Consider the following 15,289-nt stretch of genomic DNA (forward strand, 5'->3'; position numbering starts at 1 on the left):
CCGGACAGACGGGCTTGTGGCGCGGCACCCGGCGCCAGACAAGTGAATATACTCAGCGGGTGTGGACTCATCCTTCGGAGAGCAATCATGCGAACGGTTCATGTCATCGAGCCCGAAAAAACCCCCGACCCGGTCAATGTCGTGGGTGAGGCCATCACCATTCTCGCGGGCGGGGATCTGAGCAAACCTTTTGAAATGCATATCCAGGAAGGCGTACAAGGCGGCGGGCCGCCTCCGCACTTTCACCCTTGGGACGAAGCGTTCTACGTCATCGACGGACAAGTGGAAGTGACGGTTGCGGGCAATGCCACCACCATTTTCCCCGGCGGTTATGTGCACATTCCCGCCGGGACTGTTCATGCTTACAAGAACATCAGTGCGACGGCGAAGATGATCGGTGTGGTGTCTGATCCGCTCGGTGGTCAGTTCTTTGCCGCACTGGATCAGCTCAAAGTGCCGCAGGATTTGCCGCGGATCCTGGCAATCGCCGAGAGTTTCGGCGTTACGTTTCTGGTGCCGAAAGCACCTGAAGCCCGATAGAGGCCAGGCCGTTTTTTCATGTTCTTTCCCACTGGGTGGGAACGAACATCAGGCCACCCCACCTTTGGCCTGTTGTTCCAGATGCACTTGCAGGTCCGGATCGATGTTCAGCGCCGCAGCCAGTTCATCCAGATAGCTACGTTCGGCGTCCTGCTGATCGTCCACCAGCATCACACTGGCCAGGTACATCTCCGCCGCCATGCCGGAATCCGTGGCCGACTGCGCCACATCGGCGGCGTCCAGCGGCCGCGCGACTTCATCGTCCAGCCATTGCTGTAGCTCTGGGTCGTCGGTGTGGCGGCCGATTTCAGTGCTGATCATCTGCTTCTCGGCATCATCAATCCGGCCATCGGCCTTCGCCGCCGCAATCAATGCACGAAGAATCGCATGGCTGTGGTCCTCGACTTCCGGGCCGGACAACAGGTCGACAGTGCGCGGCGCCTGTTGCGGCGCCGAGGCCTGGCTGCGTTGCCAGGCTTGATAGGCCTGGAATGCCATCATTCCGAGCGAAGCCAGTGCCGCGTAGTTGGTGCCGCCACCCGAACGGGTCTGGGTCGAACCGCTCATGGTTGAGCCACCGCCCAGCAGACCACCGAGCAAACCACCCAGGCCACTGCCCCCGGCGCTTGACCCGCCGCCACCGCCCAGCAGGCCGCCGAGCAATCCTCCGAGTCCGCCCAGGCCGCCTTGTGCCGACGCGCCACCGCCACCCTGTTGCGACATTGAGCCTTGGCCGGCCCTCAGTAACTGTTCGAGCAGATCGCTGGTGTTCATGACGATGTCCTCATCGAGTGGAGTGATCCAGTCAGGCAACGATAGTCCTCACCGGCAAATACGCCACCACCGTTTGGCTGACGTGAAACCCTTATCGCCCTTGACCCTGATGACCATCGGCTGCGAGAGTTCTACCCTCGCAAACCCGATGCCCACAGGATCAACGAACACATGGACCGCCACCTGATTGTCGTCAGCGACGTCATCGAACCTGAAGTCGAGCACGTACTCAGCGCCGGGCTGAGTGCCTTCAATGATCAGATGACCGGCATCAACGACCGCCGGTCGCTGGCAGTCACGGTCCGCGATCCGGACACCCATCAGGTGCTGGGTGGTATTACCGGGCGTACGTCACTCGGTCTGCTGTTTCTCGATTTGTTCTACTTGCCCGAGTCACTGCGCGGCTCCGGGCTCGGATCTCGACTGCTCAACGCGTACGAGGACGAAGGCCGTCGTCGCGGTTGCCGCTCGGCGGTGCTCTATACCCTCAGTTTCCAGGCCCCGCAGTTCTATGAAAAACACGGCTGGCAGCGCTTCGGGGAAGTGCCTTGCGACCCGCCAGGCACGAGTCGGGTGTTCATGAGCAAGGCGCTGTGAATGAGCCTGTCTGCACCCGATCAATCCGCCGATCACTGTGTTTGAGTAAAACGTATCGTCCTGCGCCGATGTTTCATTTAATACCCCCGGATTTATCCGGGGTATTTTTTTGCGGCCCAGCTAAGATTTACAGAGGGTGAACCTTATCCCCGGATACCCGGTCGATACATGCAACCTGACTTGGTTTGCCGACACCCCCAATTGAAGGGGTGATAACAGGCATGCTTCACTTTCTGGAGAACGCCACCGTGATATCGACCCTACACATCGCCAGGCTCAAAGCATGGGGCGCCCATGGTTTTACCGCCACCGGCGTGGTCACTGCCTTCCTCGCGACCCTCGCCCTGCTGGAAAACCAGGCCACAAACTGCCTGCTGTGGCTGGGCGTCGCCTTGATCGTCGATGGGCTGGATGGCGCGTTGGCACGCAAGGTCAATGTCCAGTCGGTACTGCCAAGTTTCGATGGCTCGATCCTCGATCTGGTCATCGACTACCTGACGTATGTGTTTATCCCCGCACTGTTCATTTATCGTTACATCCCCTTGCCGGACTACACGCTGCTGATGTCCGTGTCGCTGATTCTGGTCTCGTCGCTGTTTTGCTTCTGCAACGTCAACATGAAGAGCAAGGACAACTACTTCCAGGGCTTCCCCGCCGCCTGGAACGTGGTCGCCCTGTGCCTGTACATCATTGCCCCGTCGCCGTGGATCACTTTTCTCACCATCATCGGCCTGGCGCTGCTGACTGTGACCCGGATGAAGTTCCTCCACCCGTTCCGCGTGCGCAAGTTCATGCCGATCAACATCGCAGTAACGGCCATCTGGCTGCTGTGCAGCTTGTCGCTGGTGGTCAACCATCCAGTGATCAACCCGCTGGTGATGGGGCTTTGGCTGCTGATGTCGGCTTACTTCCTGGGGATCTGCATCTGGCGCACGGCGCTGGAGTGGTTCGAAAACTCGCGGGGATAAGGGGAACACATCGACCATGCCCATCCATATCGTGCGCCTCGGTTCACCGCGCGCTGCCAATGAAGGCCTGCGCCTGGGCACGGTGCGTCGCCCGCCGCGTGGCGTGCCGAAAGCCGAGTTTGCCAGTCGGGATTTTTATGACGTGTGGCAGCCGCTGCTGTCTCCCAGTGCAGAACTGGTCGCAGAAGCCAAAGCGGCGGAAGACGCCAAGGCGTGGGAAGCCTTCAAGCGCAAGTTCAAGACCGAAATGAACCACCCGGCGCCCAGCCAGTTGCTCGATTTGTTGGCGGCGTTGTCCCATCAGACGTCACTGGCGATTGGCTGTTATTGCGAAGATGAAGCGCATTGCCATCGGTCGGTATTGCGGGAGTTGTTAAAAGCGCGAGGTGCGCAACTCAAATAGTCGCTCAAGATCGAGGTAAAGGATTTCGGTAAGGACACAAGGATTGGGGTCTTCAAATGAATAACCAGATTCGACTCGCCACCCCTGACGATGCGACAGCCATCAGCCATGTCATCATTCAATCGCTGCGTCAGTCCAATGCCCTGGATTACCCGCCCGAAGTCATCACACAGGTAGAGAAAAGCTTTTCTACCGAGGCCATCCGCGCCTTGTTGAGCCAACGCCAGGTCTTTGTCGCCACCATCGACAAGCGTGTAGTCGCCACGGCCAGTCTTGATCAAGACGTTGTGCGTAGCGTATTCGTCGAGCCAGGCCATCAGGGGCGCGGACTCGGCAGGCAGTTGATGGCGACCCTTCTATCTGTCGCCCAGGACGCAAAAATCGAGGTACTACGCGTTCCCTCCTCCATCACCGCAGAGGCCTTTTACTTCAAGCTGGGCTATCGAAAAGTTCGCGACGAGTTTCACGGGGCCGAGCGAACGATCATCATGGAGCGGCGTTTGACGCACGTTGTCGACTACTCAAATTAATGCCGCTCTTCAATCAGCCCTGCTTCTCGTCATCCACCGGCACCTGCAACCCCACCTTCACGTTGCTCATGGAAACCAGCGTCTTGAAGCGCTTCACATTGTTGTTCTCGAAAAACAACTCACGCGTCAGTTCCGTGTACTGCTCCATGTTGCGCACTGCTAGCACCAGCACGAAGTCCCACTCCCCGGCCACGTAGTAACACTGCTGCACCTGCGGGCAGTTGGCGAAGCTGCGCTTCATGGCGTCCAGCAAATCCAGACGCTCACTCTCCACTTCGACTTGGGCGACGATGGTCAGCGGGTAGCCGAGTTTCTCTTGATCCACCACCGCCACAGTGCCTTTGATGAAGCCATCCTGAGTCAGGCGTTTGAGGCGGCGGTTAACGGCGGCCGAAGACAAATTAACCCGCGCGCCCAGTTCGCTTTGGGACAGGCCGGCATCTTGCTGGACTTCGGCAATCAGCTTCAGGTCGAAGGCATCGAGACTCATGGTGACGGGACTCGCAATAAAATTGATGTAAACCGCATGAATGGGTAATGGAAGTACGTCGACGGTGCCGATTTCAAGAAATGAGTGTGGCAGTAGCGAGATATTATTTCACTCCGCTGCCCACCACCTGGAGCCGACGATGCTGATCGCCAACCCCAACGCCAGCCGTAACACCTATCCCGATGACCTCAAGGCCATCCTGAACATTCAGACAGCCGCCGAAAGCCGCACCTGGCTGGCGAACTGGAACACCCTCAACCGCGCCGGCACACCCTTGTTCAGCCTGCCCGACCTGGCCGCCCATCTCGGTGTCGCCGAACTCATGATCAAGGATGAGTCGAGCCGTTCGCAGCTGGGCAGTTTCAAAGCACTGGGCGCACCGATTGCCCTGGTGCGGTTAATCCTGCGGCTGTTTCCCGAGCACCCTTTCGAACCCCGGGGCTTGCTGATGGGCGACTACGGCGACGCCTTGAAGGACTTTACGGTGATCAGCGCCACCGACGGCAACCACGGTCGTGCCCTCGCCGCCGCAGCACAAAGCGTCGGTTGCCGTTGCGTCATCGTGCTGCACGCCAACGTCAGCATCGAACGGGAACAGGCCATCGCCGCCTATGGCGCGCAGATCGTGCGAGTCCCCGGCAACTACGATGAGTCGGTTGAAGAAGCCGCCGCGCTGGCTGTCGAGCACAACTGGCAGGTGGTGTCCGACACCTCCTACGAGGGCTACGAAGACATTCCCCGGGATGTGATGCAAGGCTACGGCACTATTGCCGCGGAAATCGTTGAGCAGGCCAGCGACCAAGCCTTCACTCACGTATTCCTTCAGGGGGGTGTAGGTGGTCTGGCGGCTGGCCTCGCCAGTTATTTCTGGGAGCTTTATGGCACAGCACGACCGGCGATGATCGTCGTCGAACCGCAACAGGCCGACTGCCTGTTCCAAAGCGCCCTCGCCGGCCATGCAAGCAAAACCCAAGGCTCGGTGGACTCGGTAATGGCCGGGCTGGCCTGCGGTGAAACCTCGCCCCTGGCCTGGAAATTCCTGCACACCAGCATCGACCACTTCATGACGATTGAAGATGAGGATGCCGTCAACGCCATGCGCATGCTCGCGCAGGGCAGTGATCGGGACGTCCCGCTGGTGGCCGGTGAGTCGGCGGTGGCCGGGCTCGCGGGGCTGATCCAGTTGCTCAAGTCGCCCCACCTGGCCGCTGAAGTGGGCATTGATGAGTCCTCACGTATTCTGCTCATCAGCACCGAAGGCGCCACCGCTCCTGCCGTTTACAGCGAACTGGTGGGAGAGACGGCTCAATCGGTGCTGAAACGCCAGCACCTCTGGCTGCAACGAAAATAAGGTGTGGCAGGAGGTTATCAACTTGTCAGTAGAATGGGCTGACATTCAAAGCAGGTAGGAGTTGATCGATGCGCATCGCCTTGCTGTCAGACATCCACTTGTCCGTCAACGCGCTACCGTTTCCCGATGTGGACGCCGACATTGTCGTTCTCGCCGGAGACATCTCTCGTCCAGCTGCGGCCATTGAGTGGGCCAAATCGTGCCCTCTTCCAGTCGTGTACGTGGCAGGGAATCACGAGTTTTATGGCAGTGACTTGATCTCTACCTACGAACATTTGAACAGGTTGTCGCAAGGCACACAGATCCACGTATTGGAACGCTCGGAGTATGTCCACAACGGCGTGCGGTTTTTGGGTTGCACGCTGTGGTCTGACTATCGACTTTTCGATTCTGCAGAGCATCGGGCACAGGGTGTTGATCTGGCTTCGAAGCTCATGCGGGACTTCACCCACATAAAAATCTCGCCCGATTTTCCAGACCTGTTCAGCCCGGCGGTTTCCCAACTGATTTTTTTACAGACTGTCGCCTGGCTGGAAGACTGCTTCACCCGCGACAGAACCACTCCCACGGTGGTGGTTTCGCATTTTGCACCGACACGGTTGAGCATAGGCTCGCTGTTTGAGAATTCGCCGATTAACGCGAGTTTTGTTTCAGACCTCGAAGACCGAATCAAGGTCTGGCAGCCGGCGCTTTGGCTGCATGGCCATACCCATGGCAGCTTTGACTACCAGGTGGGCAAAACTCGCGTCATTTGCAACGCCCGGGGCTATGCAAAAAATGGCATTAATGAAAATCCGGAATTTAATCGCTCATACGTGATTGACCTGGATATCTGAGGCTACGCGGCCCTGCCTCCTGGAAGCCGGGTCCAGAAAACCGAGCAAGGCTTGCCGGGTATCCTGCCAGGCCGCTGCATGTTCCATATCGAGGAAGTGCCCGGCGTTCTTGATGGTATGGAACCGGGACTGCGACGCATGATCGGCGAATAGCCGGGCGTCTTCGACCGAGGTGTACTCATCCCATTCGCCGTTGACAAACAGCAGCGGTATTTCGATGGCAGCGGCACAGGCGACATAGCAATGGGTGTCTTGGGTCAGCACCTCATTGACGTGGAAATGCATCTGCCTGTACTCGTGCTCGGCCAGGCTTCTGACATGGCGGTCATTAAAGCGTTTGAACAGCGATGGCAGGTGCTTGCCGATTGTGCTGTTGATCAAGCGACCGACACTGAGGCGGTCGCAAGCCTGGAGATGGTTCAGGCCGCTCTCCAGGTAATCGCGCATCGGTGTATTGATACGCGCTGCGAATGAATTGATCACCGCCTTCTCGATTCGTCGTGGCCGCTGGGCCAGCGCCAACAAGGTAGCCGCACCGCCCCAGGAAAAGGACAGCACGTGGTGCGCACCAAAGTGTTCGATTAAATCCAGCAGTATCGCGGCCTCGTCTTCCTTTCGGATCGGTTGGCCGTGGAGGTTGTGTTCCTTCGACTGACCGGCGTAGGGCTGGTCGTAGAGAACCACATTGAATCGCGGCTGCAGGTAACGCACCGTTTGGGCAAAAGATGCGGTCGTTGCCAGTGAGCCGTTGACCAGAATGATGGTCTTGTCAGCGGCAGTGTTGAGATAGTGCTCGGTATAAACCTTGTACTTCCCGCAGATCTCGACGATGGCAGTTTTCGGCATCATGACATTTACTTCCTTGAACCCATTGGACTAAGCGCACAGCGTTTGGGATGCCCACAGGGCCCTATCGCAGATAGCAGTACACGTGGACCTGACAGCGAAGTGTCAGGCCAATACATTAATAACTCAGGGTGATTTTCAAGCGTCAACGCATAGGCCTCCTCGGGCTTGATCTGGCAACACGGACAAGCAACAACAGCGCGAGGGTGCTCGGATGGCTGCCGTGACCGATGAGTCACTGACTGACCATATGTTCAGAGTTAAGCAGGGATTTCCTCGTCTGCAAGAACGCAGACGAGTTTTTGCGTCGAATCGTAAGCGCTGAACTGGCTCAGATTCCGGTATTCATGCACCTCTGACTCCATGCACGAATTGATCGATGCCATCGAGATCTCCAACCGCGACGGTGTGCGCCTGAGGCTGGAGGCGCGAGAAATCAGATGCGCAAGTGCGCACTCATGTAGTCAATGAAAACGCGCAACTTGGGCGAGGCATAACGGCTGGCTGGCCACAGCATCCAGAAAACGACCTGGCGGTCCATGTAGTCATCCAGCACTGTGACCAGTTGGCCGCTTTCCAGCGCTTCGCGCACCAGGAAGGTAGGCAGAAAGGCAATACCCCTGCCCTGGATTGCGGCATAGGCAAGAGGCTCGATCGTGTTCGACGTCATCGTGGCGGGCAGCACCAATTCAGCCTCGGAGGCTTCGAGCCGCAGCGGCCAACGCTCCAGCTTTCCCGTTGCGGGGAATTTGTGTTGCAGGCATAAATGGCGTTCCAGTTCACGCGGATTAGCGGGTACACCCTGCCGCTTGAGATAGGTCGGCGACGCTACCAGCACATGCGCACAGGAACCGAGGCGGCGCGCGGTCAAGCGAGAATCGGTTTGCTCGCCGGTCCGAATCACCGCATCGAACCCCTCCTCGATCACATCGACCATGCGGTCGCAAAAATCGATATCCAGTTCGACTTCCGGATACTGCTCCATGAACCCGTCAAAGGCCGGCATCATCAGGTCGCCCAGTAGAGGAGTGCCCACGCGAAGCCGTCCACGCGGACTGCCAGCCAAGCCTGACAGCTCGGACTCGGCAGCGGTGACCTCGCTGAGGATGCGGCGGCATCGCTCAAGGAACAGGGTCCCCTCGGCCGTCAACGTGATACTGCGTGTACTGCGATGAAACAGCCGTACATTCAAGCGCTCTTCCATCCGGGCGATGGTTTTGCCCACGGTTGAGGACGACACCCCCAACTGCCGGGCGGCCTCGGTAAAGCTGCGCGTTTCGGCAACCTGCACGAACATTGAAATGCCACTCAGACTTTCCATCGCTGTTCCTGCTTGCCCCGGTAGAACCCCACCAACACGGTGGGATTACGGAAAAATCATCCGAAATGTTCGGCATCGCGGGATATTTTTCTTCACGAACTTTACGCCTACATTGCGCCCATCTCACCACTGATAGGTATCGATGTTATGTCCAAACTGCATACGAGCATCCAAATAGGCCCCTACCAAATTGCCCATCGCGTCGTCCTGGCGCCACTTACCCGTATGCGTGCCGAGCCGGGCGCCATTCCTGGCCAGTTGATGGCCGAGTACTACGCCCAGCGTACAACTGCTGGCGGGCTGCTGATTGGCGAAGCCACTATCGCCGCACCCAATGGCAATGGATACCTCGGTGCTCCTGGCCTGTATGACGACAGCCAGATCGCTGGCTGGAAACTTGTGACCGACGCCGTTCATGCCAAGGGCGGGAAAATCTTCCTGCAGCTCTACCATGCAGGGCGCCAGTCCAATAGCCTGCTGCAGCCGGACGGCGGCCAGCCGGTGGCCCCTTCCGTTGTGGACCATGGCGGCCTCGCCTTCACCGAGACCGGCTGGACCCCCGGCACCCCGGCGCGCGAACTGACCATCGCTGAAATCCGCGGGCTGGTAGACAGCTTCCGCACTGCGGCCGAACGCGGTATCGCAGCCGGATTCGACGGCGTGGAGTTGCACTCGGCCAACGGCTACCTGTTCGATCAATTCCTCCAGGACGGTAGCAACAAACGTACGGATATCTACGGTGGCTCGTTCGAGAACCGCAGCCGGTTCCTGCTGGAAGCAGTAGAAGCGGTGATCTCCGTCTGGGGCAGCAATCGGGTAGCGGTGCGTCTGGGGCCGAGCGGCAATTTCGGCGATATGTCCGACAGCGATCCCGTTGGCCTGTTCACCTATGTCGCGTGCGAGCTGAACACGCTGGACCTCGCCTACCTGCATCTGATCGAGCCGCGCATTTTAGGTGTCGCCGAGGACGAGCGCCGGGACCAGAATCCCGTGGCGTCCCAACTCATCCGCCAGCACTACAAGGGCACCCTTATCGCGGCGGGCGGCTTTTCCGGTGAATCGGCGAAGGCGATCCTTGAGGCAGGCGATGCCGACCTGGTCGCTTTTGGCCGCCACTTCATCGCCAACCCTGACTTGCCAGAGCGCCTGCGCAAGGGCTGGCCGCTGAACCCGTACGACCGCGAGACGTTCTTCGGTGGCACTGAGGTGGGTTACACGGACTATCCTTTCCATACCGAAGCAGCATGACAATCAGCACCGCTGGCAACTGGGGGTCGTAGTACCCCAGCTGTCCAAAAAACCTGATCCACCTCAGTAACGGGACCTGCCGGGCCCACGGTGCATTCTGGCTGATAGGAGGTGCTGAAGAGATGAAGGACCTTTTCACCTACAGGCTTTTCACAAGGGTGGCGCGACTGGGCAGTTTTTCGGCCGCAGCACGCGAAGTGGGTCTTTCTCAATCCCAGGTTTCCAGGATTGTGGCCGAACTCGAAGCCGATCTCGGCACTCTGCTCTTGGCAAGATCGACACGCGCGGTCGTGCCCACTGAGGCAGGGGCGGATTTTCTGTCGCGCATGGAGCCCATCCTTGCAGCGGTGGAAGAAGCTGAGCAGAGCGTTCGCGGAGGTGGAGAGCTGCGTGGCGTCGTCCGGATCAGCATGCCAACGAGCATCGGCATCAGGGAAATCATTCCGCGTATCGCTCCGTTCGCGGCAATACATCCCAACTTGCATATCCAGGTCCTGCTCGCCGATCACTGGCAGGATCTGGTCCGCGAAAACATCGATGTTGCGATAAGGCTGGGGCGGCTCCTGGATTCCAGCGCAACGAGCCGTCAGATCATGACAATCAAGCGATTCATTCTCGCCTCCCCCTCCTACTTGCGTGCCGCTGGAGAGCCGACTACACCGGACGACTTGCAATCACATCGAATAGTTGCAGGCCCAGCCTCGACTGTCCCGAGCGGCTGGATGTTCACACGCAATGGAGAGACCAGGACCATTCAGCTCGAGGCTCACTTCTCGACCGACGAAAATGAGGGCGCTGTCGCTGCCGCAGCCGCTGGGTTGGGGATCACGTCGACAACGGCCTGGGCGTGCCGGCGTGAGCTGGAAAGTGGTGAACTCGTCACACTGCTCACCGATTGGGAGACCGAATCCGTACCTGTTCATGCCTACTTCCCCCATGGTTCACGCACCCGGGGTGCCGCCCGCGCCTTGATCGAGCATCTTGTAACCAGTCTTCTGGCTGAGGGTTGTGACACGTCGAGCGTGTAGGTTTATGCATCCCTTACATAGAAGATAGCGAAAAAGAGTGGCTAATCAGATCCCGCCGAAGCTGCCAATTTAGTGTCACCACCCTGCACGACGCACCGGTCGATCTGTTCATCCGGACGGCGCGCTGGACGGCCTTTATTTTCATCCTTCCAGGAGAAGTGTCATGCGTATGACCGGCAATACTATCTTCATCACCGGCGGCGGCTCCGGTATTGGACGAGGCTTGGCCGAAGCCTTCCACACACTCGGCAATCAGGTGATCATCTCTGGCCGGCGGATGGAGCGGCTACAGGAGACGCTCGGTGCCAATCCGGGTATGGCCGCCATTGAACTCGACATTACCGACCCGGACAGCATCCAGGCGGCAGCGCAGAAGCTCATTTCCAATTACCCGAACGTGAATGTGCTGATCAACAATGCCGGCGTCATGATGCTGGATCACGCAGACAAACCAGTGGACGATGCGCTCGCACTGTCGACCGTCACCACTAACCTGCTCGGCCCGATTCGCATGACCTCGGTCCTGATCGAGCATCTGAAGACGAAGCCTGATGCGGTCATCGCCAACGTCTCTTCGGTTCTCGGCTTCGTGCCGATGGCAGTGACGGCAGTCTATTCGGCGACCAAGGCAGCCCTCCACTCCTACACGTTGTCACAGCGTTATCTGCTGCGCGAACAAGGCGTCCAACTGATCGAAATCGCGCCGCCCTGGGTACGTACCGAGTTGCTCGATAGCAGCGAGGAAGAGCGCGCCATTCCTCTCGACCTGTTCATTACGGAGGCGATGAAGCAGTTCGAGAGCGGCGTAGACGAAATCCTCGTCTCACCCGCCGAGGCGATGCGTGCCAACCCTGGCCCGAATGAGCATGCGTGGGTCAATCAGTTCAACGACATGATCGCAGCCGGGCCCGCTTTGGGCTGACCGCGACGATGTCAAAACTGGCAACATCGGGTGGCCCCAGCGGTCGCCTGCCCCTCACATTGCTAACAGGACCAAGACCATGACCGCACGCACACCCGCCGAGAACAAGGCCATCGTTCTCGAAGGCTTCGACACCCTATTCAACCGCAAGGATTTGGCTGCGGCCGAACACTTCTGGTCTCCCTCTTATATTCAACACAGTGCTCATGTGCCCCCAGGCCGCGAGGGCCTGTTCGATCTGGTCGCAGCGGGATCGCCCACACTGCATTACGAATGCCAGCTCGCGGTGGCGCAAGGCGATTTCGTCATGCTGCACGGCCGATTCTCTGGCCTCGGCCAGCCGGCGAACTGGGTCGTGGTCGATATTCTCCGCCTCGAGAACGGCGTGATGGTCGAGCATTGGGACGTCATCCAGGACGAGGCCACGCGCGAAAGCTCCGCGGGCGGCCATCCCATGTTCGGAGATCATTTCCCGGGCTGACGCCCCCTCCCCCGAACAACCACTCGGTCGTTATTGCGCCGACTATTTGACGAGTCGCGTTTCCTTGGAAGGTCTGTATCCGAAGTACGAGCTATAGCACTTGCTGAAGTGGCTGGGCGATACAAAGCCACACGCAACCAACACGTCTACCTGGGACAGCTCTGTGTGCTGGAGCAGTCGACGCGCCTCGGTAATCCGCAGCTCCATGTAATACCGTTGCGGCGTTGTGCCCAGTTGCTCCTTGAACAAGCGCTCGAGTTGTCGACGCGAACGGCCTGCGTATACGGCCAACTGCTCCAACTCCAGAGGCTCTTCGAGGTTGGCATCCATCAGCTTCACCACCTCGCGTAATGGCGCGCTCACGCAGACATTTTCAGTTGGTTTTATCCGCCGATAACGCGACTCCTCGAAAGCCAGGATGTCCTCAATCCCCTCGACGAGGGCTTTGTCGTGCAAGCCTTTGATCCAGTCCAGCGCCATGTGGAATGCGCCAGAGGGACTGGAAGCCGTGAGCCGGTCTCGATCGATGACGTAGGGCTCACTGGTGACATGCGTCGCCTTGGAGATTTCCGCGAGTGCGGGGCGATGTTCGGGGTGAATCGCGCAACGATATCCGTCAAGCAAGCCTGCCCTCCCCAGGAACCACGCGCCATTCCACAACCCGGCCAGACTGACACCCTGGTCTGATGCAGCCCTCAACAGGGAGATGAGTTCATCCGTCGCTTTGAGTTCTGTCCTGTAGCCGCCGCAAATGACCAGAAGGTCCAGGTCCTGGATCGCTGGACAATCGAAACGGGCATCCGGCCGAATGACCAGGCCCAGGTCACTGACGACTTCCTCATCGGTCAAGCCGAACGTTCGGGAAGAGAACAACCCGGGTCGCAAAAGATTCGCGGTGACAATCGTATCCAGTGCTTGCGTGAATGCGGGCAGCGAGAAATGCTCAAGCAACAGAAATCCCGCCCGGACCATTTGAGTCTTCTCGTTGGGATTCTCATTCAGATAGCGGAGATTTTTCCCCTTCATGCCTCCGCTAAATTGGCGTCGTTCGATCAATGTTCGGCCTGCTCGGTTACGTAGCCCAACCTGTCGTTGGGTGCGTTGATAAACCTCAATGCTAACTGTAGAAGTTTCAACACCACTAGCGCCATTTTGCGATTGATCAGGCTAGCTGGAAGCCGTGACGTAGCTTTATGTCACTCGCAAGCTGCGCCTAAACGATAGCGACATACCCATCGACACTGTCGGGCCAACGGGTCAGAACCTCGAAGCCGTCGTCTGTGACCGCGACCATATGCTCCCACTGAGCCGAGAGTGAGTGATCCTTGGTGACCACGGTCCAGCCATCAGCCAGGGTTTTCACATGGCGTTTGCCAGCGTTCAACATGGGTTCAATGGTGAAGATCATTCCGGTTTTCAGTTTCAGGCCCTGGCCTGGGAAGCCGTAGTGAAGCACCTGCGGCTCATCGTGATAAATCTTGCCGATACCGTGACCGCAGTATTCGCGCACGACGCTGAATCCGTCTCTTTCGGCCACCCTCTGAATGGCATGGCCAATGTCACCCAGGGTAGCGCCGGGGCGGACGACGCGAATACCGGCACACATCGCTTCATAGGTCGTCTCTGCCAGGCGTCGGGCATCCGGGCCGGGCTCACCCACGAAGTACATGCGGCTGGTGTCGCCGTACCAACCCTCCTTGATAACGGCAATGTCGATATTGACGATGTCGCCATCCTTTAGTGGCGTGGCCGAAGGAATACCATGACAGACCACCTGGTTGACCGAGGTACACACAGTTTTCGGGAAGCCGTGATAGCCGACATTCCCCGGAATCGCTTTCTGCACATTGACAATGTAGTCGTGACAGAGCCGATCCAGTTCGTCGGTGGTGACCCCCGCTTTGACATGCGGAACAATCATGGCCAGGACCTCGGCGGCCAGCGTGCCCGCAGCACGAGACATGGCTATTTCTGCCGGGGTATTGAGCTTTACATTGGCCTTCATTGCTTGGCTCCTGATGCTGCATCAACCTGGGCGCTTTGCGAAAAATCGGCGAGTGCGCACAGCTGTTTTACATTGAGGCCGCCAGCCAGTTCGGCACGAATCAGCAAGCGGCAGATGTCGCTGTGGTCCAGGTTGGGATGTAACTCCGCAAGCATCCCGATGCGCATCCAGTGCTCGGCTTGGGCGTTGATCGAGCGACTCAACGCATCGCTGGCGACGCGCAGATTCTCGTGCATGGCTTCTGAAATTTTTACGATACCCACTGATCAATCCAATATGAAATGTATATGGATCGTATATTAATCGGTAGTCGTGTGAAATTGCAATTTCACGGACAAAACGCGCTGAGGCAGCCTGGATTGAAGGCGGGTCAGGTGCAGCCGATGGTGATCGGGTTCAGACCGGCACGCGAGTGGTGTACTTCACCCGCGATAGCGCGAACTGTGAGCTGGCATTCGCGACAGATGGATGTCGCAACAGGGTGTGCATCAAGAATTGCTCGTAGTCTCGAATATCAGCCGCGACGATCCGAAGCAGGTAATCCCATTCGCCCGATACGGTGTAGCACTCGAGAATGTTCTCCTGGTCTGCGACAAAGCGTTCGAAGACTTCGGCATCCTGCTCGCCGTGGGACTTGAGCCGCAGCGAGCAGATCACATCGACATCGCGATTGACTGCCCGTCGATCAATCAAGCGAACGGTAGCCCCAAGGACGCCTGTTTCTTCCAATGCCCGGACTCTTCTCCAGCAGGAGGCTGGCGAACTGGACACCGCTTCAGCCAACGCTATTCCATTGAGGCTGGCATCGGACTGCAAGGTACGAAGGATACGTCGATCCAGATTATCGAGCTGAATGATTTTTTCCATTTTAGGCCTACTTGTGAATTCAGAATTTCATAGTAGTGCACCGCCACGGAATACTGATCAAACAATATCGGCTCCAGTCGGC

The 15,289-nt window shown here is 58.2% G+C and carries 19 protein-coding genes; 11 read left to right on the plus strand and 8 right to left on the minus strand.

The window, feature by feature from the left end; genetic code table 11:
- Window positions 1-87: 87 nt before the first annotated feature.
- On the plus strand, window positions 88-540 hold the full coding sequence (locus ACSQ87_RS20090; protein ID WP_150656059.1) for a cupin domain-containing protein: 453 nt from the start codon (window positions 88-90) through the stop codon (window positions 538-540).
- A 48-nt stretch (window positions 541-588) separates the two neighbouring features.
- Here ACSQ87_RS20090 and ACSQ87_RS20095 read toward each other — a convergent pair whose 3' ends face one another.
- Complete coding sequence (locus tag ACSQ87_RS20095; RefSeq protein ID WP_223433329.1) at window positions 589-1,314, minus strand: tellurite resistance TerB family protein; 726 nt, start codon at window positions 1,312-1,314, stop codon at window positions 589-591.
- 171 nt (window positions 1,315-1,485) lie between these two features.
- Between ACSQ87_RS20095 and ACSQ87_RS20100 the strand changes: the two genes are divergently transcribed.
- From ACSQ87_RS20100 to ACSQ87_RS20115, 4 genes are all read left to right on the plus strand, one after another.
- On the plus strand, window positions 1,486-1,911 hold the full coding sequence (locus ACSQ87_RS20100) for a GNAT family N-acetyltransferase (protein ID WP_436274204.1): 426 nt from the start codon (window positions 1,486-1,488) through the stop codon (window positions 1,909-1,911).
- A gap of 248 nt (window positions 1,912-2,159) precedes the next feature.
- A complete protein-coding gene (pcsA, locus tag ACSQ87_RS20105; protein ID WP_223433314.1) occupies window positions 2,160-2,879 on the plus strand; it encodes a phosphatidylcholine synthase in 720 nt (239 codons plus the stop codon).
- 16 nt (window positions 2,880-2,895) lie between these two features.
- Window positions 2,896-3,282: a DUF488 domain-containing protein gene (locus ACSQ87_RS20110; RefSeq protein WP_436274205.1), complete on the plus strand. Its 387-nt coding sequence runs from the start codon at window positions 2,896-2,898 to the stop codon at window positions 3,280-3,282.
- 56 nt (window positions 3,283-3,338) lie between these two features.
- Window positions 3,339-3,812, plus strand: coding sequence for an N-acetyltransferase family protein (locus ACSQ87_RS20115; protein WP_436274206.1), 474 nt, complete (start codon window positions 3,339-3,341; stop codon window positions 3,810-3,812).
- Between the two features lie 13 nt (window positions 3,813-3,825).
- Here ACSQ87_RS20115 and ACSQ87_RS20120 read toward each other — a convergent pair whose 3' ends face one another.
- Window positions 3,826-4,302: an Lrp/AsnC family transcriptional regulator gene (locus ACSQ87_RS20120; protein WP_436274207.1), complete on the minus strand. Its 477-nt coding sequence runs from the start codon at window positions 4,300-4,302 to the stop codon at window positions 3,826-3,828.
- Between the two features lie 139 nt (window positions 4,303-4,441).
- Between ACSQ87_RS20120 and ACSQ87_RS20125 the strand changes: the two genes are divergently transcribed.
- Both ACSQ87_RS20125 and ACSQ87_RS20130 read left to right on the plus strand, forming a co-directional pair.
- Window positions 4,442-5,653 (plus strand): diaminopropionate ammonia-lyase, encoded by a 1,212-nt coding sequence (locus ACSQ87_RS20125; RefSeq protein ID WP_436274208.1) that lies wholly within the window; start codon window positions 4,442-4,444, stop codon window positions 5,651-5,653.
- Between the two features lie 68 nt (window positions 5,654-5,721).
- Window positions 5,722-6,489: a metallophosphoesterase gene (locus ACSQ87_RS20130; protein ID WP_223433311.1), complete on the plus strand. Its 768-nt coding sequence runs from the start codon at window positions 5,722-5,724 to the stop codon at window positions 6,487-6,489.
- Here the strand turns inward: ACSQ87_RS20130 and ACSQ87_RS20135 are convergent.
- The gene (locus tag ACSQ87_RS20135; protein WP_223433310.1) at window positions 6,463-7,338 is read right to left on the minus strand and encodes an alpha/beta fold hydrolase; all 876 of its coding nucleotides are present in this window, start codon (window positions 7,336-7,338) and stop codon (window positions 6,463-6,465) included. The two genes, ACSQ87_RS20130 and ACSQ87_RS20135, sit on opposite strands and share 27 nt — an antisense overlap.
- Before the next feature lie 433 nt (window positions 7,339-7,771).
- The gene (locus tag ACSQ87_RS20140) at window positions 7,772-8,656 is read right to left on the minus strand and encodes a LysR family transcriptional regulator (RefSeq protein ID WP_436274209.1); all 885 of its coding nucleotides are present in this window, start codon (window positions 8,654-8,656) and stop codon (window positions 7,772-7,774) included.
- Between the two features lie 147 nt (window positions 8,657-8,803).
- On the opposite strand from ACSQ87_RS20140, the gene ACSQ87_RS20145 reads away from it, so the two are divergent.
- The 4 genes from ACSQ87_RS20145 (at window position 8,804) to ACSQ87_RS20160 (ending at window position 12,335) form a co-directional block, all read left to right on the plus strand.
- Window positions 8,804-9,904 carry an alkene reductase gene (locus tag ACSQ87_RS20145; protein ID WP_436274210.1) on the plus strand — a complete coding sequence of 367 codons (1,101 nt, stop codon included), beginning with the start codon at window positions 8,804-8,806 and terminating at the stop codon, window positions 9,902-9,904.
- Window positions 9,905-10,026: 122 nt separating this feature from the next.
- Entirely contained in the window at window positions 10,027-10,932 is a 906-nt protein-coding gene (locus ACSQ87_RS20150; protein WP_223433307.1) for a LysR family transcriptional regulator, read from the plus strand.
- 163 nt (window positions 10,933-11,095) lie between these two features.
- Window positions 11,096-11,854 (plus strand): SDR family oxidoreductase, encoded by a 759-nt coding sequence (locus tag ACSQ87_RS20155; protein WP_223433306.1) that lies wholly within the window; start codon window positions 11,096-11,098, stop codon window positions 11,852-11,854.
- Window positions 11,855-11,933: 79 nt separating this feature from the next.
- Complete coding sequence (locus ACSQ87_RS20160; protein ID WP_436274211.1) at window positions 11,934-12,335, plus strand: nuclear transport factor 2 family protein; 402 nt, start codon at window positions 11,934-11,936, stop codon at window positions 12,333-12,335.
- A gap of 42 nt (window positions 12,336-12,377) precedes the next feature.
- Here ACSQ87_RS20160 and ACSQ87_RS20165 read toward each other — a convergent pair whose 3' ends face one another.
- The 4 genes from ACSQ87_RS20165 to ACSQ87_RS20180 all read right to left on the minus strand — a co-directional run bounded on the left by ACSQ87_RS20165 (window position 12,378) and on the right by ACSQ87_RS20180 (window position 15,207).
- Window positions 12,378-13,391: a GlxA family transcriptional regulator gene (locus tag ACSQ87_RS20165; protein ID WP_223433304.1), complete on the minus strand. Its 1,014-nt coding sequence runs from the start codon at window positions 13,389-13,391 to the stop codon at window positions 12,378-12,380.
- 157 nt (window positions 13,392-13,548) lie between these two features.
- Window positions 13,549-14,340 carry a type I methionyl aminopeptidase gene (gene map, locus ACSQ87_RS20170; RefSeq protein WP_436274212.1) on the minus strand — a complete coding sequence of 264 codons (792 nt, stop codon included), beginning with the start codon at window positions 14,338-14,340 and terminating at the stop codon, window positions 13,549-13,551.
- Complete coding sequence (locus tag ACSQ87_RS20175) at window positions 14,337-14,603, minus strand: ParD-like family protein (RefSeq protein ID WP_223433302.1); 267 nt, start codon at window positions 14,601-14,603, stop codon at window positions 14,337-14,339. Before ACSQ87_RS20175 ends, map begins: the two co-directional genes overlap by 4 nt.
- Window positions 14,604-14,736: 133 nt before the next feature.
- Complete coding sequence (locus ACSQ87_RS20180) at window positions 14,737-15,207, minus strand: Lrp/AsnC family transcriptional regulator (protein WP_056741847.1); 471 nt, start codon at window positions 15,205-15,207, stop codon at window positions 14,737-14,739.
- Between the last annotated feature and the right edge of the window lie 82 nt (window positions 15,208-15,289).

This window comes from Pseudomonas sp. LjRoot277 (assembly GCF_964253845.1).
Taxonomy (GTDB): domain Bacteria; phylum Pseudomonadota; class Gammaproteobacteria; order Pseudomonadales; family Pseudomonadaceae; genus Aquipseudomonas.

Bases quoted from the DNA above. Each gene is read 5' to 3' on its own strand.
- map (WP_436274212.1), bottom strand. From the start codon at position 14,340: ATGAAGGCCAATGTAAAGCTCAATACCCCGGCAGAAATAGCCATGTCT.
- ACSQ87_RS20120 (WP_436274207.1), bottom strand. From the start codon at position 4,302: ATGAGTCTCGATGCCTTCGACCTGAAGCTGATTGCCGAAGTCCAGCAA.
- ACSQ87_RS20135 (WP_223433310.1), bottom strand. From the start codon at position 7,338: ATGATGCCGAAAACTGCCATCGTCGAGATCTGCGGGAAGTACAAGGTT.
- ACSQ87_RS20150 (WP_223433307.1), top strand. From the start codon at position 10,027: ATGAAGGACCTTTTCACCTACAGGCTTTTCACAAGGGTGGCGCGACTG.
- ACSQ87_RS20100 (WP_436274204.1), top strand. From the start codon at position 1,486: ATGGACCGCCACCTGATTGTCGTCAGCGACGTCATCGAACCTGAAGTC.
- ACSQ87_RS20180 (WP_056741847.1), bottom strand. From the start codon at position 15,207: ATGGAAAAAATCATTCAGCTCGATAATCTGGATCGACGTATCCTTCGT.
- ACSQ87_RS20115 (WP_436274206.1), top strand. From the start codon at position 3,339: ATGAATAACCAGATTCGACTCGCCACCCCTGACGATGCGACAGCCATC.
- ACSQ87_RS20110 (WP_436274205.1), top strand. From the start codon at position 2,896: ATGCCCATCCATATCGTGCGCCTCGGTTCACCGCGCGCTGCCAATGAA.
- ACSQ87_RS20125 (WP_436274208.1), top strand. From the start codon at position 4,442: ATGCTGATCGCCAACCCCAACGCCAGCCGTAACACCTATCCCGATGAC.
- ACSQ87_RS20145 (WP_436274210.1), top strand. From the start codon at position 8,804: ATGTCCAAACTGCATACGAGCATCCAAATAGGCCCCTACCAAATTGCC.
- ACSQ87_RS20130 (WP_223433311.1), top strand. From the start codon at position 5,722: ATGCGCATCGCCTTGCTGTCAGACATCCACTTGTCCGTCAACGCGCTA.
- ACSQ87_RS20090 (WP_150656059.1), top strand. From the start codon at position 88: ATGCGAACGGTTCATGTCATCGAGCCCGAAAAAACCCCCGACCCGGTC.
- ACSQ87_RS20160 (WP_436274211.1), top strand. From the start codon at position 11,934: ATGACCGCACGCACACCCGCCGAGAACAAGGCCATCGTTCTCGAAGGC.
- ACSQ87_RS20155 (WP_223433306.1), top strand. From the start codon at position 11,096: ATGCGTATGACCGGCAATACTATCTTCATCACCGGCGGCGGCTCCGGT.
- ACSQ87_RS20140 (WP_436274209.1), bottom strand. From the start codon at position 8,656: ATGGAAAGTCTGAGTGGCATTTCAATGTTCGTGCAGGTTGCCGAAACG.
- ACSQ87_RS20095 (WP_223433329.1), bottom strand. From the start codon at position 1,314: ATGAACACCAGCGATCTGCTCGAACAGTTACTGAGGGCCGGCCAAGGC.